The organism is Streptomyces sp. GL_148, assembly GCF_057834205.1.
Genome location: NZ_CM174396.1, coordinates 1,215,717 through 1,239,904, shown reverse-complemented (window position 1 = coordinate 1,239,904; position 24,188 = coordinate 1,215,717). Strand labels below are relative to the sequence as shown.

The window sequence follows — 24,188 nt, the reverse complement described above, 5'->3', positions numbered from 1 at the left end:
GAGGTGTTCCGATGGTGATCTCCCTCTCCGTCCTCGTCCTGCTCCTCGTCCTCGCATGGATCTTCATGCGCGGTGGCGGCCTCAAGCTGTCGCACGCGCTCGTCTGTGTCCTGCTCGGCTTCTACCTCGCGAGCAGCAGTCTCGCGCAGACCATCCACAACGGGGTCTCGGCCACGGCGAACGTGGTCGGAGGCTTCAAGCCCTGACCCGCGCCCGGTACCGGCGACCCGGCACCCGCCCCTCTCCGTCCGCGAGTTGATCAACTGTTGCGCCTTCGTGAATCATCCGGCTCTTCCATGGACTCCTCAGGCAGTGCGATCTAGCGTCTGGCCCCGGCGCGATGTCAGACGCAATGTCAATAAAACTGAGGACAAGGGAGGAAGTCCGGATGTTCCGAAGAGCGCTGAACTGCGCCGTGGCACCCGCTCTCGCCGCATGTGCGGTGGTGTACGGGGTCTCGCCGGCCGCCGCCGAGGAGATACCCCTGGCCCCTGGCCACCGCCTGGTCAGTCACTACGAGGGCGCCCCGGCCACGGCCGCGCCGCTGCCCGGCGAAGCCCCGCCGCAGCACCCCTTCCTCGCGCCCAACGGCCGCAGCGGCATGCACTCCGACGCGGCGGGCAGCGCCACCTCGCCCTGGTCGGGGCCGCTCGGCAAGAACCCGCAGGTGACCAGCGAGAAGATCGCCGCCCTCGGCGGCGAATGCGCCACCGCCACCTTCGACTCGGGCGGCCGGCTGGTCACGGTCTGCGGCACCTTCGGTGGCTTCAAGGTCAAACTGCTGGAGCCCCGTACGCTCGCCACGCTCGCGGAGTACCAGCTCCCGCAGCGTTCCTCGACGGTCCAGGCGATCACCTCGCTCGACTTCTCGAAGATCTTCAAGGACACCTCGGGCGGCGCCTACTTCTACCTGGACAACCAGGACCGGGCGGTGCTGGCCGACTCCCGCCAGCACGTTCTGAGGCTCTCGCACGGGCAGAAGCCGGACGGCGGCTGGGAGTTCAAGGTCGACAACGACTGGGACCTCACCGGCCAGGTCCCGCACGACTGCGTCGACTGGACCAACCTGTGGCCCACCGGAACCTGTGACCCGGTCACCTCGGTGATGCCCGACTGGAACGGCCGCATCTGGTGGGTCACCCGCCAGGGCCGCGTCGGCACCGTGGACCCGGCGACCTCGGTGATCCGCTCGGTCCGGCTGGCGGGGGAGGAGATCCAGAACTCCTTCTCGGTCGGCGAGGACGGCGTCTCCATCGTCACCGACCACGCGCTGTACAGCTTCACCGCCTCCGCAGACGGCACCCCCGTCGTGCAGTGGCGCCAGACCTACGACCGGGGTACGGGAACCAAACCCGGCTCGGTCAACCAGGGGTCGGGCACCACCCCGGACCTCTTCGGCAACGGCTACGTCGCGATCACCGACAACGCCGACGACCGGATGAACGTGCTGGTCTTCAAGCGGGGCCTGGACGTGCCCGACGGTGAGAGGCTGGTGTGCAAGGTCCCGGTCTTCGGGCCGGGCGCCTCGACCACTGACAACTCCCTGATCACCTGGGGCAACAGCATCGTCGTCGAGAACAACTACGGCTACGAGAACGTCACGTCGCTGGTCCTGGGCAAGTCGGTCGTCGGCGGCGTCAGCCGCATCGACGTCCGCGCCGACGGCAGCGGCTGCGACACGGTCTGGCAGAGCGCGATCCGCTCGCCCTCCGTGGTCCCCAAGCTCTCCACCGCGAACGGACTGCTCTACTTCTACGAGAAGGAGCCGAACGTCTGGGGGATCGACGCCTGGTACCTCACGGCTGTCGACTTCCGCACCGGTGAGCGCCGCTGGCGCCGGCTGACCGGCACCGGCCCGCTGTACGACAACAACTGGGCCCCGATCACGCTGGGCCCCGACGGGACGGCCTACGTCGGCGTCTTCAACGGCATCGTCGCGGTCCGCGACGGCGGCTGAGCCACAGCGCCGACCCACCACGCCGACCCACCACGCCGACCCACCACGCCGACCCACCGCGGGGGCCCGTCCACCGGACGGGCCCCCGCTCAGGGCAGCCGGCCGACGCGCTCGATGGCCACCATCGCCGCGTCGTCGCCCAGGAGGCCGTCCGGGGTGTGGGCGAGCAGGTCCGCGCAGAGGTGGCGCAGGAGGGCTTCCGGGCCGTCGCAGGGCCAGTCCGCGGCCCGCTCCGGCAGCGGGTAGAAGGCCCCCGATGCGTCACGGGCCTCGATGACGCCGTCCGTGTACAGCAGGACCACGTCCCCCGGCTCGAAGGAGAAGGACTGCGGGGTGAAGCCGGTGTCCACGAACTCGGAGAGACCGAGCGGCGGCGCCGGATGCTCCACCTGGAGGGGGATGGCACGGCCCCCGCGCAGCAGCAGCGGGGGTGGGTGCCCGCAGCTGACCAGCCACAGCGACGGCTCCCCGTCGGGAATGTCGAGCACCGCCGCCGTGGTGAACCCCTCCTCCGGCCGGCCGGGGCCCCCGGCGCCGTCCGCGCCCCGGTCGGGGTCGGCGGCCACGGCGGCCTCCAGGTAGCCGACCAGCCCCGGCAGGTCCGCCTCCAGGTGGGCGGCGGCCCGGAAGGCGCCGAGGACGATGGCCGCGTCGCCGACCGCCTCCAGCCCCTTGCCCCGGACATCGCCGATGATCAGCCGGGTGCCGTCGGCGGTACGGACGGCCGCGTACAGGTCGCCTCCGATCTGGGCCTCGGCGTCGGCCGACAGGTACACCGCGGCGATCCGCAGCGGGCCCATCCGGTCGCGCAGCGGTCGTAGGACCACCTGCTGCGCCGCGACCGCGACGGAACGCAGCCGGGTGAGCTGGCGCTCGTGCACTTCGCGCAAGTGTGCGAAGAAGGTGACGAAGGCCGAGATCAGGACGAGGGCGATGATCTGGAAGGTGTGGTTCAGGTCCGTCAGGGAGGTGCGCGCGATGGCCACGCCCACCTGCGCGAGGACCGCCACGGCGCCCACGAAGCCGGTCATGCGCGGCCCGGCGAACGAAGCCGTGAGGGCGGGGGCGGCCACCAGGAAGGGACCCAGGTGGACCTCCGGCGGCGCCAGCACGTCGACCACCGTGACGACGGCGATCAGGGCGAAGGGGACCGGCAGCAGCACCGCGCGTGATTCCCGGAGGCTGCTGGAGCGTGGGTGCGTCGGTGAGGGGTCCATGCCTCCTGCATACACCGCACACGGCCGGGCGGCACCCGCTCCGGCCGTGGGCCGGGGCGGGTGCCGCCCGGGTGGTGCTCAGGGTGCCGGGGGCGTCAGCTCACCTGGAGGGTGACGTCGTCCACGACGAAGGAGGTCTGCAGGGAGGCGTCCTCCACGCCCTGGAACTTCAGGGTGACGCTCTGGCCGGCGAACCGGGAGACGTCGTACGTCTTGAGCTGGTAGCCGGAGGCCGCGTTCACGTTGGACAGGGTCGTCAGCGTCTGGCCGCCCACCGAGACCGTGAAGGTGTCGTAGACCGTGTTCTCGGTCTCGGCGGTGTCGATGTGCAGGTAGAAGCCGAGCTGGTACGAGGAGCAGCCGGTCGGGATGGTCACGGACTGGGAGGCGCTGTCCGTGCGGGTCGTGCCGTAGCCGTTGAGCCAGGCCTTGTAGGTGCCGCCGTGTGGGGTCTGGCCGGCCTGGTTCGTGATGACGTTCGTGGTGGTCGTCCACGGGGTGGTGCCGCTCTCGAACCCGCCGTTGGCGACGAGCTGGCGCGGGGTGCAGGAGGGGCCGGTCCCGGTGACGGTCAGGGTGTAGGTGGTGGTGTGGCTGACCGAGCCCGTGCCGGTGACGGTCAGGGTGTACGTGCCGGGCGCGGTGCTCGCGCCGACCTGGACCGAGAGCGTCGAGGAGCTGCCCGACTGGACCGAGGCGGGGCTCAGCGAGGCGGTGGTGCCGGCCGGGGCTCCGGTCACCGACAGGGCGACGGTCTGGGCGGCGCCGCTGGTGGTGGCGGTGTTGACGGTGGAGGTGGCGGTACCGCCCTGGGCGGCGCTGCCGGTGGCCGGGGAGGCGCTGATCGAGAAGTCCGGGCCGGGGGTGGTGTCGCCGACGGCCTGGTTCCAGACGGTGTAGGCCACGCCGTCGGCGCTGCGGTCCAGGACCGTGGCGCTGATGTTGTTCGTGGTGTCGCAGGAGGCGTGGTAGCAGGGGTCGTACGCCGCGTTCGCGGTGCCGCCCCACTTGGTGGCCTGCGCCGAGGTCTTGCGGGCGCTGGCGCCGGCCGCGTAGCCGGAGGTGGGGATGCCGCCCTGCTGGAAGGAGTAGTCGTCACTGCGGCCCTGGCCCTCTGTGTTCTCCTCGGGAGCGAGGTTCAGGGAGGTCCAGTAGGCCTTGAGCGGGGCGGCCGCCGTGGAGTTGACGTTGTTGATGAAGTAGCCGCCGTTGGTCGAGCCGACCATGTCGAAGTTGTAGTAGGCCTTGATGGCCGACTTCTGGGTGCTGCTGAGCTGGTTGACGTAGAACTTCGAGCCGTTGAGGCCCTGCTCCTCGTCGGTCCACCAGGCGAAGCGCACGTGCTTGGTCATGGTGGGGTTCTTCTGGGCGAGGACGAGCGCGTTCTCCAGCAGGGTCGCGGAGCCCGAGCCGTTGTCGTTGATGCCCGGACCCGCCGAGACGCTGTCGAGGTGCGCGCCGAACATGATCGTCTGGTCGGCGGGACCGCCGGGCCAGTCGGCGATCAGGTTGTTCGACGGGTAGGTGCACGAGCTGCAGTTCTGCTCGGTCACCGTGTAGCCGGCGGCCTGCAGCTTGCCCTTGACGTACGTCACCGACGCCGTGTAACCGGCGCTGCCCGCACGGCGGTTGCCGCCGTTCTGGGAGGCGATCGTGTTGAACTGGGTCAGGTGCGCCTGGACCGCGGCCACGTCGATGTTCGGCGCGCCGGGGTTGGGAGTGGTGCCGCCGACGGTGAGCGCGTAGTCGACGGTGTGCGAGAGGCTGGTGCCCTGGCCCTTGACCACGACGGTCGAGGAGCCGGGGGCCGCGCTGGAGGAGGCGGTCAGCGTCAGCGTCGAGGACTGGCCGGACTGCACGGTGGCCGGGCTGAACGAAGCGGTGACCCCGGCCGGCAGGCCGGACGCGGTGAGGGTCACCTGCTGGGCCGTGCCCGTGGAGATCGCGGTGGCGACCGTGGTGGTGGCCGAGGCGCCCTGCTGGACGGTGCCCGAAGCCGGGTTCAGCGCCAGCGAGAAGTCGCTGTTCTGGCCGCTCGGGGTACAGGTCGGGTCAGCCGCCTGGGCGGGCACGCTGATGGCGTCCCAGGCACCCTTGGTCTTGTTGAACAGGTCGCAGGTGGTGTCCAGCGACTTGGCGGAACTGAGCGTCGCCGTGCGGTACTTCTTGTAGGACATGCTGGAGGTCTTCAGCAGCATGCCGCCGTAGAAGATCTTGCCGGCGTTCTGGACGCCCACGCCGGTCAGCGTGGACTGGTTGCAGGTGCTGCTGTTCGGCTTGCCGCCGCCCGGGCTGGTGCCCTCGGCGAGCAGGTAGAACCAGTGGTTCAGGGGGCCGGCCGCCGCGTGCACCTCGGTGCCTGGTATGGAGGAGCTGTAGCAGGCCGGGTCGTTGTTGACGGCCGCCGGGTTGTACATGTTGCGGATGGGCCCGCTGCCCACGAGGTTGATCGTCTCGCCGACGAGGTAGTCCGGAGTGTCGTACGGCGAGGGCTCGTTGATGTAGGCCTCGGTCAGCGCGCCGAAGATGTCACCGGTGCCCTCGCCGAGCCCGGCCTCCTGGCCGCTGGTGCCGCCCGGGGTGTTGGAGTCGATGGCGTGCCCGTACTCGTGGGCCACCACGTCCACGCTGGCGATCCACTCGTTCGCGTTGTTGTGGCCGATGGTGACCGTGCTGCCGTCCCAGTACGCGTTCACGTCATTGAGGCCGACCTTGCCCGGGAAGCTGCGACCGCTGCCGTTCACGCCGTTGCGGCCGAGCCACTGGCTCAGCATGTCCCACTGCTTCTGCGCCGCGAACATCAGGTCCGTGCAACCGGTCTCCTTGGAGGTCGGGTTGCCGGTGCCCCAGGAGTCGGAGGACTTCGAGAAGACCGTGCCGGAGCTGTAGTCGGCGCAGCTCAGGCCGGTCCGGTTCGGGTCGCGCAGGGAGTACGTGCCACCGGAGGCCGTGGTGTCGATGGTCAGCGGGTTCGGGCCGTTCCATTTGCTGTTGCCGCTGCCCGCGACCACCTCGTCGAAGCTGTCGACGAACTTTCCGGTGCGGGCGTCCACGAACACGTGGAGCCTGCTGGGCGCCTTGGCGGTCCGGCCGATCAGGACGGTCTCCCAGGCCAGCACCGGCTTGTCGTCCTTGATCTTGACGACGAGCCGGCTGCTCTCCACCTTGTCGGTCTTGACCTGCCGGCCGCGGGAGACGGCCTCGGCGGCCTTGGCCGAGAACGACGCGGTGGTCGACACGTCGATCACGGTCGCGGAGGCCGACTGGAGGGCGCGTACCCGGCCCTGCCCGTCGGCGAGGACGACCGCGTCGCCGCCGACGACCGGCAGGCCGCGGTAGCTGCGCTCGTACGCGACGGAGTAGAGGTCCTTCACCCAGGGGGTGACCAGGCGCCGGTCGTACTGCTGCTGCGGGGAGTTGACCAGGCTGTCGAGCCCGCTGCGCACGGCCGCGTCGGCCGCGGCGACCGCCCGTTCGGCAGCGGTGGGCGGGAGGGGATCCGCGTTCTGCGAGGCGGTGGCGGTGGTGGCCAGCGTGCCGGCGAGGCCCGTGGTCAGCACCATGGCCGTGAGGGCGGCCATCCATCTGGTGGGCTGCAAGAGTCCACTCCGATCGTGTGGGGGGGATGGGACGGGGATGCGGATGGGACGGGGATGCGGATGGGGCGGGGACGGGGTTGGGGCGGGGAAAGGCGGTCTGGCTGTTCGCGGCCGAGTATGGGCGTGTCCATGACGACATCGGGACATCCCTGCGGGCATAAGACCGGCGTTATGGCGGCGAAGGATGACGCTGCGTAAGCTGCCGGGATGCAGCTGGAGTTGAGACATCTGCAAGCCGTCTGCCAGATAGCGGAGACCGGAAGCCTGGGGGGCGCGGCGCGGATCCTCGGGGTCTCCCAGCCGGCGCTCTCCGCCCAGCTGCGCCGGATCGAGCGGGTCACCGGCGGCGAACTCTTCGTCCGGGGCCGCCTCGGTGTCGAACCCACCCCGCTCGGCGAGTTCGTCCTGGCGAAGGCCCGCCGGGTGCTCAGCGAGATGGACGCCCTCGGCTCGGAGGCGCGGGCCCGGACGGCCGACGCCCCCCTGCGCCTGGGCTGCATCCTGCTGGTGCTGATCGACGGACTGATCGCCCAGCAGGACCTGGTCCTGCCCGGCCGGGGGATCACCGTGAACATCGAGGACTCGGTGACCGCCCTGGTGCGGATGCTCGGCGCCGGCCGCTACGACGTCATCGTGTACGGCGAGGTGAACGACCACGAGGTGCCTCTGCCCGCGGGCGTGACGGCCCGCACCCTGGTCCCCAAGGAGCCCTTCTGCATCCGCATGTCGGCCCGGCACCCGCTGGCCCGGCTGGAGGCCCTCGACCTCGCGGACCTCGCCGACGAGCAGTGGATGACGCTGGTCGAGGACGACGACGGCGGCCCCGAGGCGCTGGTCGAGGCCTGCGCCAAAGCCGGCTTCGTCCCCGCGCTGCGCTACCGGATCACCGACCGCATGATGCAGTACGACCTGATCTCCGCGGGCCGCGCCGTCTCCCTCAGCCAGCCCACCGCCCCCGCCGTGGCGGGCACGGTGATGCGCCCGCTGATCGGGGCCCCGGTCACGGGCCGCATCCGGCTGGCCTGGAACCGCTCGACGGTCTCGGCCCGGCAGGCGGAGCTCTTCTACCGGTCGGCCGTCTCCGCGTACCTGGCCAATGTGGACAACAACCCCTTCCACCGGACCTGGTGGGACGAGCATCCGGAAGCCCACCCGGCCCTCGACTGAGGTCATTTCACACTCCGTACACGGAACGGGTGTGCGGATCCCCTTACGCTCCGCAGGGAAATGGCCGCCAGACGTTCACCGGAGCAACCATGTCCACCGTGTCCTCTTCGGACTCTTCCTGCTGCACCCCGGGCCACGACGTCCCGGCCGGCGCCCTCACCCTGCTCGCCGCGCCGGCGGTCCCCGCGCCCCGGCCCGTACGCGGTCTGCTCGACCTGCCCGGGGGCCGGTTCCTCATGGGCACCGAGGCCGCGGACGGATTTCCGGCGGACGGGGAGGGCCCGGTCAGGGAGGTCGCGGTGGCACCCTTCCGGATCGCACCGACCACGGTGACGAACGCCCAGTACGCCACCTTCGTCAAGGCCACCGGACACGTCACGGAAGCCGAGGACTTCGGATTCTCCTTCGTCTTCGCCGGCCTGCTCGCGGCGGAACTCGCCGACACCGCACCGGCCGTGGAGGGGGTCCCTTGGTGGCGGGCGGTGTCCGGCGCGACCTGGAAGCGGCCCGAGGGGCCCGGCTCGTCCATCGCCTCCCGGCAGAACCACCCCGTCGTGCACGTCTCGTGGAACGACGCGACGGCGTACTGCGCCTGGTCCGGCACCAGGCTGCCCACCGAGGCCGAGTGGGAGTACGCGGCCCGCGGCGGCCTGGAGCAGCGCCGCTACCCCTGGGGCGACGAACTGGCCCCGGACGGAAGGGCGATGCTGAACATCTGGCAGGGCGACTTCCCCGTCCTGCACACCGGACCCCACCTCGGAACCGTCCCCGTGAAGTCGTACCGTCCCAACGGCCACGGTCTGTACAACACGGTGGGCAACGTCTGGGAGTGGTGCTCCGACCCGTTCGCCCCGGGCCACGCCTCCCGCGCCATGCGCGGAGGTTCCTTCCTCTGCCACGACTCGTACTGCAACCGCTACCGGGTCGCGGCCCGCAGTTCGAACACCCCCGACAGCTCCACGTCCAACATCGGCTTCCGCGTGGCGGCTTGAGGGCGACCGGGCGACCCGGCGACCCGGCAGGCCGGCTCAGTCCGTGCGCACGAGACCGACCACGTGATCGGTGACCATGTCCAGGATCTCGGCGGCGGCCTTTTCGTCGCCGAGGACCAGGAAGTTCAGGGTCACCCCGTCCGTCATGGCCGCCAGATAGCGGGCCAGCACGGCCACCGGCACGCTCAGCTCGAACGGCGTGATCCGGCGCAGCTCTTCGAGCAGCTCGGTGTACGTATCGCAGTAGGACTCATACTGCTTGCGCGCCAGGTGCCCGAACTCCGGCTGGCGCAGCGCGTACTGGGTGAGCTCGTAGGTGAGCATGTGCGCCTCGGGGCCGGCCACCACGTGGTCCCAGTACGCTTGGAAGCCGGCCCGGATGGTCTCGCGCAGCGTCGGCCTCGGCACGATGGCGGCCTTCACGAGGGTGACGTAGTGCGCGGTGATGGTCTCGATGACCGACTCCAGCAGCGCCTGCTTGGAGTCGAAGCAGTAGTGGAAGACGCTCAGGGAGACGCCCGCCTCGGCGGCGATGGACCGGGTCGTGGTCCTGGACACCCCGTCGCGGGTCATCGCGCGGATCGCCGCCTCCGTCAGCTGCCTGCGCCGGTCGGTCAACGGCATCCGTGCCATGTACGGGTTCCCCTTCGCTCCGGTGCGCCCCGAGCGGGGTGTCCGCGGGCGCACCGGCCCCCGGACACCCCGCTCGACGCCGTCAGCTGCTGTATACGCCGACTTCGTACAGGGAGTAACCCCACTGGGTACCGCGTCCCGCTCCGTGGACGCGTACGTACCGGGCCGGGACCCCCGCGAACTGCGCGGTGTCCAGGCCGCCGTCACCGCTCGCCGTGGACCAGGCCGTCTGCCAGTTCGTTCCGTCCGGGGAGAGCTCGATGCGGTACGACCTTCCGTACGCGCGCTCCCATTCGAGCGTGACCCGCTTGACCAGGGACGGGGAGCCCAGGTCGAACTGCACCCACTGGTCGTCGCTCCAGTCGCTCGCCCAGCGGCTGCCCCGGTCGCCGTCCACGGCCTTGCCGGGCGCGTAGCTGATGAACGGGTTCCACTCGGCGGAGCTCGCCGAGGCGGCCCTGCCCGCCGCGAGGTTCACCCCGGCCTTGTGCTGCTCGGAGTTGCCCCAGGTGCGCAGGTAGGACTCGGCGCCCTTGAACAGGTCGTCCACCACGCCCTGGCCGCCGACGAGCCGGATGTCCTCGATCCAGTCCGGCACCAGGCCGTAGTGGGAGGCGCCGTCGGTGTTGAGGTCCCACGTGCGCTGCCCGGTGGTCTGCTTGTCGATGACCGAGCCGCCGTCGGTGCTGCGGAACGGGTACGTGACCGGGTTCGGCGTGTTCGCCCCGCGCGGGCCGGGCCAGCCGCCGACGCCGTTCATGTCGGTGCCGTAGCCGTAGCCGACGTTGTACTTCTCGCGCAGCGCGTCGGTCCGCTTGGCCTCGGCGCTGAAGCCCTCGGAGCCGCCCATGTACGCGGCGGCGAAGCCGCCGAGCTTGTAGAGCCGCTCCATCCAGCCGAGGTCCATCCAGCTGTGCGAGGAGATCACGCCCGGGTACGACTCGGTCTCGAGGATGTCGAAGGCCTGGCCGGCCGCCTTCACGCTCATGTGGTCGAGTTCGAGCATCATCTTGCGCTTCATCATGCCGCGCACCGCGTAGTCACCGAGGTCGGTGAGGCCGCGGGTGTTGCACTGGGCGTTCGAGGCGTACGAGGGCACGCTCACGCCCGCCGGCAGCTCCTTCTCGGCGGCGGCCGCCGGGGCCAGTCCGATGGGGTTGTCGTGCTGCGGGCCCGCGCACTGCTCGGTCTTCCAGAAGGTGCCGGTCGACAGGAACTGGCCGACGTTGATGGCCGTTCCCAGCGCGCCCTCGTCGAAGCGGACCCCGCACAGGGCGTTGTCGAACTTGTGGCACAGGAACATGCTGCGCACGCCGAGGTTGTACAGCTCGTCGAGGCCGCGGTCGATGTCCTGCCTGCTGCACTGGGCGACGTCCAGGATCTGCTTGCAGCCGAAGGGCTCGGAGGTCTCGACGCCGAGGACCACGGCCAGCTTGCCCTGCTTGATCACCTCGCGGGCCTGCGCGGAGTCGGTGACGATGCGGAACCAGCCCTTGCCGGCGCCGCCGTACATCTTGTCGATGTAGGCCTGCATGTCGTAGGTCTTCTGCGCCTCCAGGCGGATGGCGGTCATCTCGTCGCAGCTGCGGTCCTTGAAGAAGTAGACCGAGCAGATCACCCCGTTGGTGACGAGGTCGTTGACGAGGACGCGCTGGCCGCCGCGCCAGGCGCGCTCGATCCAGGCGTAGTAGTTCTGCTGGTGGGTCAGCGAGTCGTGGGCGGGCCAGTCCTTGAAGGTGGGCCAGCCGTCGGGGTCGTGCTTGCCGTCGCCGCCCTTGGTGATGAAGTCGAAGATCGCCAGACTGCCGTCGGGGTAGTGCTCGGGACAGTCCTTGAGCGCGTCGGCGATCCCGGCGTCGGAGAACGGCTTTCCGCAGATCAGCCGGCCGCCGAAGCCCTCGTTCGACATGATGTGGTCGTGCGCGTCGACGAAGCCCCGGACGTTGCCCTGGGCGTCGGTGCCCTTGAAGGGCTCGCCGGTCACGTTGATCTGGGAGTCGGGTGCGGGCCGTGCGGTGGGGTTCCACCAGCCGTTGTCGGCCGACGCTCCCGGTACGGGGCCGAGCGCCATGGCGAGCAGGCCGAGGAGCAGGGACAGGATCGCGATCGGCTTGCGCCGGCGGTGGGGGCGCGCCTCCGGTCGTTGCCTTCGTGGTTCTCGGGTCAGGGCCACTACTCACGTCCTCGGTCGGCGGAGGGCGCGGTCGAGGACACGGTCCACCGGAGGCGTGGCCGCCCTGGCACCTGTTTGTCATGTCCCGCGCAAGCATTGGGACGAGAATCGCTACTGCCGGGTACAGAGTCAAGAGTCCGGGTCACATGACCTGATGGATCGTCACCCTACTCGCCCGTAGGGTCGCCGTCAGCGGGATGCGGAGGATCGGGGCGCGGAGGATCGGGCGTAGCGCCCCGGGGTGGTGCCGACGACACGCTTGAAGTGCCGGGTGAAGTGCGACTGGTCGTAGAAGCCCGCCGCGACCGCCACCTCGGCGGCCGGGCGGCCGTCGAGGAGCAGCCGGCGGGCCAGGGTGACCCGGCGCGAGAGGAGGTACTGGTGCGGCGCGATGCCGAAGGCGCCGCTGAACGCACGCACCAGGTGGGCGGGATGGGCCTGGAGCAGACCGGCCGCCTCATCGAGGGACAGGCCGCCGGCCGCCCGCTCGTCGAGGAGGTCGCGGAGGTTTCGCGCGAGGCCGGGGCCGGGCGATGGGGCCTGGGCGTGGGGGAGTTCGAGGCGGGGCCGGAGCAGGGTGCGCAGCCGTTCGCCGATCAGGGCCAGCCGGCTCTCCGCCTCGAACTCGTCACCGGGGGCGGCCAGGGGCCGGTGGAGCTGTCCGACGCGCCGGCGCAGTACGGGGTCGGTCAGGTCGGGGCCGTCCACGGCGGCGCCGATGAAGCGTTCGTCCAGCAGGGTGGTGTCGAGGTAGACGACGCGCTTCTGGAACCCGTGCGGGGTCGCGGCGGAGCCGTTGTGCGGAACCTGCGGCGGGAGCAGGCTCACGGTGTCGCCCGGGGTGCCGCGCCGGTGGCGGTCCAGGTCGTAGCGGACGGCGCCGTCGTCGACGATCAGCAGGGTCCACGCGTCGTGGACGTGCATGGGGTACGCGTGCGCGGTGAAGCGGGCGTGGAAGACCTCGACGACACCCGCGACCCGCGGACGCCAGGCCGAAACCTCCTGCTGGGGCTGCACGCAAAGAACGTACAAGACCGTGCGCGGGGACGCCCGGCAGTCTCAGGGCATGAGCGACGAGATGCAGAACGAGACGCAGAGCGAGATGCAGAGCGAGACGCAGAACGAGGTGCAGAGTGAGAAGCGGAACGAGGCGGGCGAGCGGGACGTGCCCGTGCGGTTCGACACCAAGATCGCGGTGCTGCTGCGCGACGACCTGGAGACCTGGCAGCGGCTGAACGTCACCGCGTTCCTCGTCAGCGGGCTCGGAACGGCGTACCCCGAGGTGGTCGGCGAGCCGTACGAGGACGCCGACGGGACCCCCTACCTGCCGATGTTCCGCCAGCCCGTACTGGTCTTCGAGGGCGGCAAGGAGACGATGACGGTGGCGCACGAGCGGGCGGTGCGGCGCGGGCTGGCGACGGCGGTGTTCACCTCGGACCTGTTCGGCACGGGCGACGACCGGGCCAACCGGGCGGCCGTGGCGGCGGTGGGCAAGGAGCAGCTCGACCTGGTCGGGATCGCCGTCCACGGGGCGCGCAACTCCGTGGACAAGGTGCTCAAGGGTGCCCGCATGCACGGCTGACGGGCCGGCCGGGCGACGGGAAGCCCGGCGCCGGGAAGCCGTGCGGCGGGTGGCGTTTCAGCCAATCGACCTCAGCGGGCCGAGCCGGTTCACGGGGGCCGAGGGCCGCTCCCCGCGGGAGGCGGCCCCTGCTGCTCCTCCCTGCCGCGGTTGCGGGTTCCGGCTGCCGCCGGGTCGGAAAAGGGGGCCGAGGGTCCCGGCGGAGGCCTCCCGTAGTCCTGCTTCCCGCCAACTTCCGGTCGCCGCAGGCGAAACGCGCCTCCGCCGCGCGTTCACGTGTTCTCCGTTTCTGCTTCACCGATCCGTGTGCCCCAGAGTCCTACGCCCCGTGGATTGTCATGCCCGCGGCCATGGGTGGGTGGCCGGTTTCAGGCCACGCACGGCTTGTGGGGAAGGGGGGCGGTCCGGTGTCTCAGCCACGTTTTCTGTTCGTGTCCTGGGTGGACGTAGAAAGACGTCAGGCGCCTGCGCCGACGGCGGGGGGATCGCACGGAGTGTGCGGGGACGGCGGCCACGGCAGTCACGGCGGCGGGCCCGACGCCGTGACCTGGCGCCTGATCGGCTCCAACAATCACGAACTCGGCCGCAGCCCTTCCGTGTTCCGAGCGCTGGGTGCCTGCGGTGCGGCCGTGGAACGGCTCCGGGAACGGATCGGCGAGGCCGTCCCGATCGTGGCGATGTCCACGGGTGCGGTGGCCGCTGCGGGTACCCGTGGGGTGGGGGGCGCGGCCCCGGGAGGCTCCGCCTCCGGCACTGTGTCCGCCTCCGGCGCCGTGTCCGGCTTCGGCTCCGGCGCCGCCTCCGCCACCGTGTCCGGCTCCGGCATCGGCGCCTGGACCTGGCAGCTCGTCCTCGACGAACAGTGCGTGGCCGTGGCCGTCCGCACCTTCCGTCGCCAGCGCGAATGCCGGCACAGCCTCCAGCTGTTCCTGTCCGCCACCGCCGAGGCGCAGGTGGCCTCCGGCGTCACCCACACCCGGCGTCTGCGCGGTCTGCGGCTGCCCGGCGCCGGGGACGCCCCGGGGCTGGCCCTGCGCGGGGGAGGCCTGCGGTGACCGCGACCACGGTGATCCCTCCGGCCGCCCCCGAGGACGAGCACATCGCCCCGCGCGCCCTCACCAAGAGCGGCGACCCGGCCGACCGGATCTTCCGCGGCTCGGCCCGCACCGCAGGCGCCGCCGTGCTGCTCATCATGGCCCTGGTCGGCGTCTTCCTCGGCGGCCGCGCGCTGCCGGCCCTGGACGATGCCGGCTGGGCCTTCCTCACCACCTCCGCCTGGGAGCCCGACTCCCACAACTTCGGCGTGGCGGCGGTCCTGGTCGGCACCCTGCTCATCGGCGGCGTCGCGATCCTCTTCGCGCTGCCGCTGGCGATGGGCACCGCCCTCTACATCACCGAGTACGCGCCGCGCCGCATCAAGCAGACCCTGATCAGCCTGGTCGACCTGATGGCCGCGGTGCCCAGCGTGGTCTACGGCCTGTGGGGGCTGTTCCTGTTCCAGCCGAACGTGGTCGGCCTGTCCCGCTGGCTCACCACCTACCTGGGCTGGTTCCCGCCCTTCGCGGTGGCAGGTGACGACCCGAGCGATCCGCTCAACCCCAACACCGTCTACACCTCCTCCACCTTCATCGCCGGCATGGTCGTCGCCCTGATGGTCACGCCGATCGCCTGCTCGGTGATGCGCGAGGCCTTCGCCCAGGCGCCGCCCGGCGAACGCGAGGGTGCCTTCGCGCTCGGCGCCACCCAGTGGGGCGTCATCCGCTCCGTCGTCCTGCCCTTCGGCCGGGGCGGGATCATCGGCGGAACCATGCTCGGGCTCGGCCGGGCGCTGGGGGAGACCATCGCCGTCTTCCTGATCATCTCCCCGGTCTTCGTCATCCAGCCGCACATCCTCGAGAACGGCGCCATCTCCGTGTCCGCCCTGATCGCCCTGCGCTACGGCTCGGCCAGCCCCCTGGGGATGTCCGCCCTGATGGCGGCCGGCCTCACCCTCTTCCTGATGACCCTGGTGGTCAACTTCGCCGCCTCCTCGGTCGTGGCCCGCAGCCGCTCCGGAGCGGGGGCCGACGCATGACCGCCCTCACACACAGGCCGCACGGCCCGGGCGCCGCCGACGCTCCGGGTGCTCCGGGAAGTCCCGGGGCTCCGGGTGCTCCGGAGGCGCCCGTCGCCACCGTCCGTCCGCCCGTGGTGCACGACGGCGTCGGCATCCCGCCCGAACACCGGCGCAACACCGCGACCCTGCACGTCCGCGACGTCCTGGCCATGGTGGGCGCGGTCGCCTCCGCGCTCGCCGTGACCGCCCTGCTGTTCGGCCGGCTGCTGCCCTTCAACGCCCCCCTCGGCTTCACGGTCGTCCTCTACCTGGCCTTCATGGCCCTCTACGCCGTCCTCGTGTCCCTCGACGAGTCCGCCGCCACCGTGCGGGCCCGCCTCGCGCAGGTCCTCGTGCACAGCGTCGCCGCCCTGCTGCTGGCGGCCCTGGTCTTCGTCGTCGGCTACGTGCTCATGCGCGGCTGGGACGCCCTGGCCCACCTCAACTTCTTCACCGAGGACATGGCGGCCACCGGTCCGCTGGAGCCGCTGACCCAGGGCGGGGCGCTGCACGCCATCGTCGGCACCCTGCAGCAGATCGGCATCGCGCTGGCCGTGACCGTGCCGCTGGGGCTGGCCTGCGCGGTGTTCCTCAACGAAGTCCCGGGCCGCTACGCGCGGTTCGTCCGCACCATCGTCGAAGCCATGACCGCGCTGCCCTCGATCGTGGCCGGCCTGTTCGTCTACGCGACCTGGATCCTGCTGCTCCACTTCGACAAGTCCGGCTTCGCCGCCGCCCTCGCGCTGTCCGTGATGATGCTGCCGATCGTCATCAGGGCCTCCGACGTGGTGATCCGGCTGGTGCCGGGCTCGCTGAAGGAGGCCTCCTACGCCCTGGGCGCCGGCCAGTGGCGCACCGTGTGGACGGTGGTCCTGCCCACGTCCCGCTCCGGACTGACCACCGCCGTCATCCTGGGCACCGCCCGCGGCGTCGGGGAGACCTCCCCGGTGCTGCTCACCTCGGGCATCGCCAATGGGCTCAACGCCAATCCCTTCGAGGGACCGCAACTCTCGCTGCCGCTCGCGGTCTTCAGCCTGGTCCAGTCCCCGGAGAAGTCCATGATCGCCCGGGGGTTCGGCTGCGCCGCCCTGTTGATGGCCCTGGTGCTGCTGCTGTTCGTGCTCGCCCGCCTCATCGGCGGCAAGGCCCCGGGCCAGCTCAGCCGTGGTGCCCAGCACCGCCGGGTCCTCGCGTCGGCCCGTGACATGGAGCGGATGCGGGCCCGGGCCGCCGAGCGGGACCTCGCACTGACCGAAGAGGAGGCCGGGGGTCCGGAGCCACAGGGGTGACAGGCCGTACCTCCGCCCGGGGCGTAGCCCGCCCCGTTCCTCGCGGCCCGCGCCGCGTCCATTCGTACGATCTGTGACCGATCAGGAGAGTTACCCATGCCCGGACGACCCCCGGCATACCCCGTGCGTGCCCCTTCGGGCGACCGCGCACCCGCCCGGCGCGGACGCCTGCTCGTCCGCGGACTCGCGCTGCTCCTGGCGGCGCTGGCCGCCGCCTTGCCCGGCGCGGCGCCCGCCGTGGCCGAGAGCTACGTACCGGTCTCCGGCGCGGGTTCCACCTGGAGCCAGAACGCCCTCGACCAGTGGCGGGCCAACGTCAAGCAGTACGGCATGACGGTCAACTACAGCGGTACGGGATCGTCCGACGGCCGCAACCAGTTCCGCAACGGCACCGTCGACTTCGCGGTCTCCGAGATCCCCTACGGGATCAAGGACTCGGGGGTCGTCGACCCGCCGCCCGCGCGGAAGTTCGGCTACATGCCGATCGTCTCGGGCGGTACGGCCTTCATGTACAACCTCAAGATCGGCAACCGCCGGGTCACCAACCTCCGCCTGTCCGGCGAGGTCGTGGCCAAGATCTTCACCGGTGTGATCACCACCTGGAACGACCCGGCGATCAAGGCCGACAACCCGGGCCTCGCCGCCTCCCTCCCCGCCCGCAGGATCGTCCCCGTCGTGCGCTCCGACGGCTCGGGCACGACGGCCCAGCTGACCAAGTGGATGAGCACGCAGCACGGGCCCTTGTGGGACGCCTACTGCAGCAAGGCCGGCCGCTCCACCCCCTGCGGGCAGACCTCCAACTTCCCGACCGTCGCCGGCCGCGGGTTCGTCGGCCAGTCCGGCTCCAACGGCGTCTCCGGCTACGTGGCCCAAGAGGGCAACATCGGCACGATCACGTACGTGGAGTACTCCTACGCGGTCTCCACGACGGGCTTCCCGGTCGCCAAGATCCTCAACAAGTCGGGCTTCTACACCGAGCCCACCGCGCAGAACGTCGCCGTGTCGCTGGGCAAGGCGCAGATCGACCCCGTCGACCTCACGCAGAAGCTGGAAGGCGTCTACACGGGTGACGACCAGCGCACCTACCCGCTCTCCAGCTACAGCTACATGATCATCCCGACCGCGCAGGAATCGAACTTCAACCCGCAGAAGGGCAAGGCGCTGGGCGCCTTCGCCTACTACTTCCTGTGCGAGGGCCAGCGCTCCGTCGACCGCCTCGGCTACTCGCCGCTCCCCATCAACCTCGTCCAGGCCGGCCTGGAGCAGGTCCGGCGCATCCCCGGCGTGACCGTGGCCAACATCGACATCAAGAACTGCCGCAACCCCACCTTCTCGGCCGACGGCAGGAACACCCTGGCCGAGACCGCCCCGATGCCCGCCGCCTGCGACAAGCAGGGCCCCACCCAGTGCGAGACCGGCACCGGCGGCAACAAGACCCCGACCCAGACCGGCAGTTCCGGTGGCGTCGGGGCGGCGGCCTCCGGCGGCGCCGCGGCCTCCGGCGGCGGTACGGGCGGTGCCACGGGCGGCGCCGCCACGGGCGGTACGGGCTCGGGCGGAGCCACGGGCGGCTCCGCGGGCGCGGCCTCGGGCGGCACGGGCGGAGCCGACGGCGCGAGCGGCGCGGCAGCCGCCACCGGCGGTACGGGTGACGGCTCGGGCAGCGGCGGCGCGGACGGCGGGGGAGTCGACCCGGTGACCGGGCAGCCCCTCGCGGCGGGCGCGGCCGACCTGTTCGGGATCCCCGTCACCACCTCGACCGGCATCGGCGGGACCCTGCAGAGCGTCCTGATGGTGCTCGGCGCCCTGATCCTGCTGGCCGTCACGGTCGCCCCGCCGCTGCTCACCCGGCGCCTGACGCGGCGCGGCCGCACGGGAGGCGGGTCCTGATGCGCACACCGTTCCCGAAGCGCCGGATCCGGCTGCTCTTCGGCTCGCTCTGCCTGGTGCTGCTCCCCGTGGTCGCCACCTCCGGGCCCGCCGGCCTGGGCCCGCAGGCCGCGTACGCCGCCGGCGGGGAGGGCTCCGAGGTCACCGTGTCCGGGGCCGGCGACTTCGCCGACCTCAAGGTGACGGTCGGCCAGACCCGCAACCTCGTCGGCCAGGTCGTCAAGATCTCCTGGACCGGCGGAAAGCCCACCGTCTCCGACACCGCCTATAGCGCCAACTACCTGCAGATCATGCAGTGCTGGGGCGACGAGGCCACCGGGCCCGCCGTCGACCAGTGCCAGTTCGGCGGTTCCTCCGCCCTCGGAGCGGGCGCGGGCAACCAGGCCGGGGCCTACACCAACACCCGCCAGCTCAACTACGGAGCCAACCTCCAGGACGCGGAACACGAGCCGCTGCCACCTCCCACCCCGAGCGGGATCTCGTACGCACCCTTCCGCACCGTGGGCGGGGACCCGGTCAGCCCCGGCAACTGGAACGAGTTCTACGACGTCAACAGCACCAACGAGGTTCCGTACGCCCGCACCAACGCCCGCGGCGCCGGCGAGGTCTGGTTCGAGACCCAGACCGCCGTCGAAGCCCCCGGCCTCGGCTGCGGCTCCGTGGCCCCCGGCTCCCAGGGCGCCGTGACCGGACGCGGCTGCTGGCTGGTGATCGTGCCGCGCGGCGAGAAGGAGGTCGACGGCAGCCCGCACACCGCGCAGTCCAGCGGCCAGCTCCAGTCCTCCCCGCTCAGCCCGGCCAACTGGAAGCAGCGCATCGTCGTCCCGCTCGGGTTCGAACCCCTGGGCAGCTACTGCCCGATCGGCGCCGAGGAACGCGGCACCATCGGCAGCGAGATGGCCGCCGAGGCCGTCACCCGCTGGCAGCCCGCCCTCTGCCAGACCGGCGGCAAGGCCATCTACGGCTACGCCCAGGTCCCCGACGAGACGGCCCGCGTCAAGCTGCTCTCCGGCATGCCCGGACTGGTCTTCCTCGGCCGGCCCGCGCCGCCCGACCCCGACCGCAAGCCCGTCTACGCACCCGTGGCCCTCTCCGGCATCACCATCGGCTTCTTCATCGAGAGCCAGGCCGGATTCCAGGCCCCCGACGAGGTCAGGGCCCGCAACGGAACCCGGCTCGGCACCCTTCGGCTGACCCCGAGGCTGGTGGCGAAGCTGCTGACCGAGTCCTACCAGGACGGCAACTCACGCTTCGCCGAGAGCACCGCCAAGAACCCGGTGAACCTGGGCCACGACCCGGAGTTCATGCACCACAACCCCGACTACGCGGGACTGGACTTCGGCGGCAAGCTCGGTGACGCGCTGGTCCCGCAGCCGCTCGCCGACACCACCCGGCAACTGTGGGAGTGGGTGGCCCGGGACCCGGCCGCACGGGAGTTCCTCGACGGCACGCCCGACAACACGGGCGCGCACGGGGACGCCTCGTACGCCGGCATGGCCGTGAACCCGAACTACCGCGGGCTGGCGGTGCCGTTGGACACCTTCCCCAAGAGCGACCCGTACTGCCAGCCCTTCCCGGAGGAGCACCCGGAGTCCCCGCTCTGCATCCAGGACAAGCACCCCTACGCCACCGACATGCACGCCGCCGCGCGCGCCGCGAGCCGCGGGGACACCCTGGCCCGTACCTCCTGGGACGCCACGGCGACCCCGCCCACCTACAAGAAGGACCCGCCGCAACTCGCCGGTTCGCGCGCCGTGCTCGCCGTCACCGACACCGCGACCGCCGACCGGTACGGCCTGGTGCGCGCCGAACTCCTCAACGCCGGCGGCACGTTCGTCGCCCCCGAGCCGGCGGCCCTGATCGCCGCCGCGAACGCACGCAAGGCCGGGGCCGACGGGGTCAGTTCCCCCGACCCGGCGGCCGCGGACCCGGCGGCGTACCCGCTCACCGTCCTCACCTACGCCGCCACCGTGCCCGCCGACCTCACGGAGGTGGAGGGCAGGGACTACGGCGCCATGCTGGCCTACGCGGCCGCCCAGGGGCAGACGCCGGGCGTGTCCGCGGGCAGCCTGCCGCACGGCTACGCCCCGCTGCCGGAAGCCCTGCGCGCCCAGACCCGGGCGGCGGCGCAGCGGGTGAGCACCGAGGCGGGCAAGAAGCCGACACCGACGCCGGAGCCTTCGGCGCCGAGCAGCCCGGCCCCGGGCGCCGCAGGCGGTACGCCGTCGGGCCCGGGCGGCGCGGCAGCCCCCTCGGGCTCCGGCGCGGCCGGTACGGGGACCTCCGTCTCCGGAGGCTCGGCGGCGGGCGCAGGCTCCGCCGCGGGCGGCGCGGCCGCGACCGTCCCCGCCACGGCCTCACCCAGTGCCGCCGCCGCGGCCACCACCGGCGGCGCGGGGGCCACCGGCACCTCGGGCGCCGCGGCGGCCCGGGCGACGGGGACCACCCCGGACTGGGTGGTCGGAGCCATCCGCAACGTCCTGCTGATCTGCCTCGTGGTCGGGGCGCTCGCGGCCTTCGCGGGACCGGTGCTCCCGCGCTTCCTGCCCAGGGCCCTGCCGTGGCTGCGGTCGCTGCGCGGCGCGGCGGGGGGAGCGGCCGTGGCGTCCGGCGGGCCCGCGGACCTTCCGGCGGACTGGGCGACCCACAAGAAGGCGGGCCCCAGGGACTGGAGCCCGCCGGACCAGGACTGACCGAAGCGGACCAGGACTGACCGAAGCCCGCATCCCGTCCCGGCTCCACACGACGAAAGCTCCGCACGACGAAAGGAGGTGGTGCCCGGCGACAACCGTCTGACCAATCCGCGCCAACGGAACTTCATCCCACGCGCGCCGGGCACCACCCGGGGCGCAGCCTAGCTGAGGGGTCATCCCAAGTGAACAAGAAGAAGATCGTCTTCGGCGTCTCGGCCTTCGCTCTCGCGGCCACCATCGCCGGAGCCGGCCTCGCCGCCGCCGACCCGTCGGGCCCGCCGCCGTACCGCCAGCTCTCCGGCGTCGGCTCCGACACCACCCAGGACGTCATGAACGGCCTGGCCGCGGCCATCACCGTGAATGGCCAGAAGGTCATCGGCTCCTACGACTCCACCGGTTCCGCCAACATCACCACCAAGGACCCGGCGGTCAACGCGAACTGCACCATCCCCCGCCCGAACGGCTCGGGCGCCGGCCGCTCCGCGCTGCTCACCTCCCTCCAGGCGAGCAACGGCTGTCTGGACTTCGCCCGTTCCTCCTCGCTGAACCTGGCGGCGGCGGCCCCGGGCCTGACCTACGTGCCCTTCGCGGTCGACGGCGTCAGCTACGCCATCACCCCCGGTTCGGCGATCCCGCGCAAGCTGTCGCTGGCCGACCTGAAGGCGATCTACCACTGCGACCCGAACTACGTGGGCACGGGCCCCAACTACGCGATGACGGTCTACCTGCCGCAGGCCGGCTCGGGCACCCGCAGCTTCTGGGAGTCCCAGATGGGGATCACGGACCCCGACGTGGTCGCGGGCATCTACCCCTGCATCAAGGACAAGAAGGGCACCACACCGGTGCAGGAGCACGACGGCCGTCTCCTCGACGACAAGTCGATCGTGCCGTTCTCCATCGCCCAGTACCAGTCGCAGTCCTCGCAGACGATCGCGGACCTGCGCGGCCGCGCCATCCTCGGCACGGTCGACGGCACGGCGCCCACCGTCCTCAACAGCGGGTTCGGCGTGAAGCGTGACGTCTACAACGTGATCCCGACCAACAAGGTCGCCACGGCTCCGTGGAGCACGGTCTTCGTCGGCCCCAACTCCGAGATCTGCAAGCAGACCTCAGTGATCAACACCTACGGCTTCGCCACCAGCCCGAACTGTGGCGACACCACCAAGCAGACCCCGTGACCCTCCCCGTGACCCTGATCGCCGCCCGAGCTTCACATTCTGGAGACGTTGTGCTGAAGAACAGAGTTTTGCGGACCATGGCCCTGGGGGTCGCCGCCGTGACCACCGCCTTCGCGGCCGGTCTGGCCGGGGCGAGCGCCGCGTACGCCGCCCCGATCGGCACCCTGGAGATCAACCCGGCGACCGGCGCGGACACGTCCGGCATCGCGTTCACCACCTCGGCCGCCTGCCCGGCCAACGCCACCAACGTGCTGGTCACGGTGGCGGGTTCCGGCTTCCCGGCCGAGGGTCTCAACGTGGTCGGCAACTCGCCCATCGCGACCTACCCGACCGCTGCCAACGGCGGCATGGTCATCCCGCTGACCTCCACCATGCGGGACTACGCCAGCCAGGCGGGCTTCACCACCCTCCAGGGCAAGTACGACTTCACCGTGATCTGCCGGACCGCCTTCAACGGCACCAGCCTCGGCGACTACACCGGCGCGATCTGGTTCACCTCGAACACGACGTACCAGAACACCGACCCGGCGGTGAAGACCGACACCGTCACCTCGCTCGCGGTCACCCCCGCCGGCCCCGCGCAGGCGGGCACCCCGGTCACCATCACCGCGGGCGTCACCCCGGCCGGCGCCGGCGGCACCGTCCAGTTCAAGGACGGCGCGGCCGACCTGGGCACCCCGGTCACCGTGAACAACGGCACCGCGGCGCTCACCACATCCAACCTGACCGCCGGTACGCACAGCCTGACGGCCGTCTTCACGCCGGCGAGCGCCTCGTACAACGGCTCGGCCTCCTCCGCCGTCTCCTACGTGGTCACGGCGGCCGCGGCCACGACCACCACGACCGCCCTGGCCGTCTCCCCGGCCGGCACCGCGCCGCAGTACAGCCCGGTGACCCTGACCGGTACGGTCACCCCCGCGGGCGCGGCGGGCGCGGTGAAGTTCACCGACACCGTCGGCGGCTCCACCGTCACCCTGGGCACCGTCCCGGTGGCGAACGGCACCGCGGTGCTGAACACCAGCAGCCTCCCGGTGGGCGACCACTCCTTCACCGCCGTCTTCGTCCCGGCCAACGCCGGCGCCTTCACCGGCTCCGACTCGGGCGCGATCCCGTACGTGGTGGGCGCCTTCGCCGGTGTCTCCGCCTCGGAGACGATCACCACCACCGTCAACTCGGGCGCGCTGGCCATCAGCGTCGCCAACCCGCAGGTCACGCTGCCCTCGCCGGTGCTCAACGCCGACGGGGACCTGCTGACCACGGCCGGTTCCATCAACCCGGTCACCCTCACCGACACCCGCGCCGGCAACCCGGGCTGGACCGTCAGCGGCCAGGTCACCGACTTCTCCGACGGTGCCACCCACGCCATCAACGGCCAGAACCTGGGCTGGACCCCGAAGCTCGCCGACAAGGCGCCCGCGCAGACGGTGACGGCCGGTTCCGCCGTCCCCGCCGCGAACGGCGTGGCCACCGGTGACGCGGGCACGGCGGGCCTCAAGTCCGCCCGCACGCTCGCCAACGGCACCGGTCTCGGCACCGCGCACGTCGGCGCCGACCTCGCGCTGAACGTCCCGACCTCCACGGTGGCCGGTACGTACTCCGCCACCCTCACGCTCACCGCCATCTGATCCAGGCGTGAGCTCCGGGCCGGAGCGGGCCCGCGCAGTCCCGCGGCCCCGCTCCGGCCCGCCCCTGACGTCTGGATCCGTCGCAGCCGCCGCGGCTG

General features: G+C 71.7%; 17 protein-coding genes. 12 read left to right on the top strand and 5 right to left on the bottom strand.

Features of this window, described 5'->3' with window-relative positions:
* Positions 1-11: 11 nt before the first annotated feature.
* Both AC3IYI_RS05575 and AC3IYI_RS05570 read left to right on the top strand, forming a co-directional pair.
* Complete coding sequence (locus AC3IYI_RS05575) at positions 12-206, top strand: hypothetical protein (RefSeq protein WP_388495237.1); 195 nt, start codon at positions 12-14, stop codon at positions 204-206.
* Between the two features lie 182 nt (positions 207-388).
* On the top strand, positions 389-1,957 hold the full coding sequence (locus AC3IYI_RS05570; RefSeq protein ID WP_489409150.1) for a hypothetical protein: 1,569 nt from the start codon (positions 389-391) through the stop codon (positions 1,955-1,957).
* An 89-nt stretch (positions 1,958-2,046) separates the two neighbouring features.
* Here the strand turns inward: AC3IYI_RS05570 and AC3IYI_RS05565 are convergent, their stop codons facing one another.
* Positions 2,047-3,174 (bottom strand): PP2C family protein-serine/threonine phosphatase, encoded by a 1,128-nt coding sequence (locus AC3IYI_RS05565; RefSeq protein WP_489409149.1) that lies wholly within the window; start codon positions 3,172-3,174, stop codon positions 2,047-2,049.
* 95 nt (positions 3,175-3,269) lie between these two features.
* Positions 3,270-6,755, bottom strand: a complete 3,486-nt coding sequence (locus AC3IYI_RS05560; RefSeq protein ID WP_489411897.1) for a M28 family peptidase — start codon at positions 6,753-6,755, stop codon at positions 3,270-3,272.
* 225 nt (positions 6,756-6,980) lie between these two features.
* Here AC3IYI_RS05560 and AC3IYI_RS05555 point away from each other — a divergent pair, with 225 nt between their 5' ends.
* Both AC3IYI_RS05555 and AC3IYI_RS05550 read left to right on the top strand, forming a co-directional pair.
* Positions 6,981-7,940 carry a LysR family transcriptional regulator gene (locus AC3IYI_RS05555; protein ID WP_489409148.1) on the top strand — a complete coding sequence of 320 codons (960 nt, stop codon included), beginning with the start codon at positions 6,981-6,983 and terminating at the stop codon, positions 7,938-7,940.
* Positions 7,941-8,029: 89 nt separating this feature from the next.
* The gene (locus AC3IYI_RS05550; RefSeq protein WP_489409147.1) at positions 8,030-8,932 is read left to right on the top strand and encodes a formylglycine-generating enzyme family protein; all 903 of its coding nucleotides are present in this window, start codon (positions 8,030-8,032) and stop codon (positions 8,930-8,932) included.
* Between the two features lie 36 nt (positions 8,933-8,968).
* Here the strand turns inward: AC3IYI_RS05550 and AC3IYI_RS05545 are convergent, their stop codons facing one another.
* The 3 genes from AC3IYI_RS05545 to AC3IYI_RS05535 form a co-directional block, all read right to left on the bottom strand.
* The gene (locus tag AC3IYI_RS05545; RefSeq protein WP_489409146.1) at positions 8,969-9,565 is read right to left on the bottom strand and encodes a TetR/AcrR family transcriptional regulator; all 597 of its coding nucleotides are present in this window, start codon (positions 9,563-9,565) and stop codon (positions 8,969-8,971) included.
* Between the two features lie 82 nt (positions 9,566-9,647).
* Positions 9,648-11,636, bottom strand: a complete 1,989-nt coding sequence (locus AC3IYI_RS05540) for a galactose-binding domain-containing protein (protein WP_489411896.1) — start codon at positions 11,634-11,636, stop codon at positions 9,648-9,650.
* 291 nt (positions 11,637-11,927) lie between these two features.
* Entirely contained in the window at positions 11,928-12,755 is an 828-nt protein-coding gene (locus tag AC3IYI_RS05535) for a helix-turn-helix domain-containing protein (RefSeq protein WP_489409145.1), read from the bottom strand.
* 85 nt (positions 12,756-12,840) lie between these two features.
* Here AC3IYI_RS05535 and AC3IYI_RS05530 point away from each other — a divergent pair, with 85 nt between their 5' ends.
* The 8 genes from AC3IYI_RS05530 to AC3IYI_RS05495 all read left to right on the top strand — a co-directional run bounded on the left by AC3IYI_RS05530 (position 12,841) and on the right by AC3IYI_RS05495 (position 24,090).
* Positions 12,841-13,320, top strand: coding sequence for a DUF2000 family protein (locus AC3IYI_RS05530; RefSeq protein WP_489411895.1), 480 nt, complete (start codon positions 12,841-12,843; stop codon positions 13,318-13,320).
* A 494-nt stretch (positions 13,321-13,814) separates the two neighbouring features.
* Positions 13,815-14,375, top strand: a complete 561-nt coding sequence (locus tag AC3IYI_RS05525) for a hypothetical protein (protein WP_489409144.1) — start codon at positions 13,815-13,817, stop codon at positions 14,373-14,375.
* Complete coding sequence (gene pstC, locus AC3IYI_RS05520; RefSeq protein ID WP_489409143.1) at positions 14,372-15,394, top strand: phosphate ABC transporter permease subunit PstC; 1,023 nt, start codon at positions 14,372-14,374, stop codon at positions 15,392-15,394. The genes AC3IYI_RS05525 and pstC overlap by 4 nt, the downstream gene beginning before the upstream one ends.
* Positions 15,391-16,704, top strand: a complete 1,314-nt coding sequence (pstA, locus tag AC3IYI_RS05515) for a phosphate ABC transporter permease PstA (protein ID WP_489409142.1) — start codon at positions 15,391-15,393, stop codon at positions 16,702-16,704. The genes pstC and pstA overlap by 4 nt, the downstream gene beginning before the upstream one ends.
* Positions 16,705-16,800: 96 nt before the next feature.
* Positions 16,801-18,594 carry a phosphate ABC transporter substrate-binding protein PstS gene (gene pstS / locus AC3IYI_RS05510; RefSeq protein ID WP_489409141.1) on the top strand — a complete coding sequence of 598 codons (1,794 nt, stop codon included), beginning with the start codon at positions 16,801-16,803 and terminating at the stop codon, positions 18,592-18,594.
* Positions 18,594-21,287: a hypothetical protein gene (locus AC3IYI_RS05505; protein ID WP_489409140.1), complete on the top strand. Its 2,694-nt coding sequence runs from the start codon at positions 18,594-18,596 to the stop codon at positions 21,285-21,287. The genes pstS and AC3IYI_RS05505 overlap by 1 nt, the downstream gene beginning before the upstream one ends.
* Before the next feature lie 182 nt (positions 21,288-21,469).
* A complete protein-coding gene (locus AC3IYI_RS05500; protein ID WP_489409139.1) occupies positions 21,470-22,465 on the top strand; it encodes a hypothetical protein in 996 nt (331 codons plus the stop codon).
* Positions 22,466-22,515: 50 nt separating this feature from the next.
* Entirely contained in the window at positions 22,516-24,090 is a 1,575-nt protein-coding gene (locus AC3IYI_RS05495; protein WP_489409138.1) for an Ig-like domain repeat protein, read from the top strand.
* The last annotated feature ends 98 nt before the right edge of the window (positions 24,091-24,188 follow it).

What these genes read in the sequence shown, in the direction of transcription:
- AC3IYI_RS05565 (WP_489409149.1), bottom strand. Translation starts at nt 3,174, where the DNA reads ATGGACCCCTCACCGACGCACCCACGCTCCAGCAGCCTCCGGGAATCA.
- AC3IYI_RS05550 (WP_489409147.1), top strand. Translation starts at nt 8,030, where the DNA reads ATGTCCACCGTGTCCTCTTCGGACTCTTCCTGCTGCACCCCGGGCCAC.
- AC3IYI_RS05575 (WP_388495237.1), top strand. Translation starts at nt 12, where the DNA reads ATGGTGATCTCCCTCTCCGTCCTCGTCCTGCTCCTCGTCCTCGCATGG.
- AC3IYI_RS05570 (WP_489409150.1), top strand. Translation starts at nt 389, where the DNA reads ATGTTCCGAAGAGCGCTGAACTGCGCCGTGGCACCCGCTCTCGCCGCA.
- AC3IYI_RS05505 (WP_489409140.1), top strand. Translation starts at nt 18,594, where the DNA reads ATGCGCACACCGTTCCCGAAGCGCCGGATCCGGCTGCTCTTCGGCTCG.
- pstS (WP_489409141.1), top strand. Translation starts at nt 16,801, where the DNA reads ATGCCCGGACGACCCCCGGCATACCCCGTGCGTGCCCCTTCGGGCGAC.
- AC3IYI_RS05540 (WP_489411896.1), bottom strand. Translation starts at nt 11,636, where the DNA reads ATGGCGCTCGGCCCCGTACCGGGAGCGTCGGCCGACAACGGCTGGTGG.
- AC3IYI_RS05530 (WP_489411895.1), top strand. Translation starts at nt 12,841, where the DNA reads ATGCAGAGCGAGACGCAGAACGAGGTGCAGAGTGAGAAGCGGAACGAG.
- AC3IYI_RS05560 (WP_489411897.1), bottom strand. Translation starts at nt 6,755, where the DNA reads ATGGCCGCCCTCACGGCCATGGTGCTGACCACGGGCCTCGCCGGCACG.
- AC3IYI_RS05555 (WP_489409148.1), top strand. Translation starts at nt 6,981, where the DNA reads ATGCAGCTGGAGTTGAGACATCTGCAAGCCGTCTGCCAGATAGCGGAG.
- AC3IYI_RS05545 (WP_489409146.1), bottom strand. Translation starts at nt 9,565, where the DNA reads ATGGCACGGATGCCGTTGACCGACCGGCGCAGGCAGCTGACGGAGGCG.
- pstA (WP_489409142.1), top strand. Translation starts at nt 15,391, where the DNA reads ATGACCGCCCTCACACACAGGCCGCACGGCCCGGGCGCCGCCGACGCT.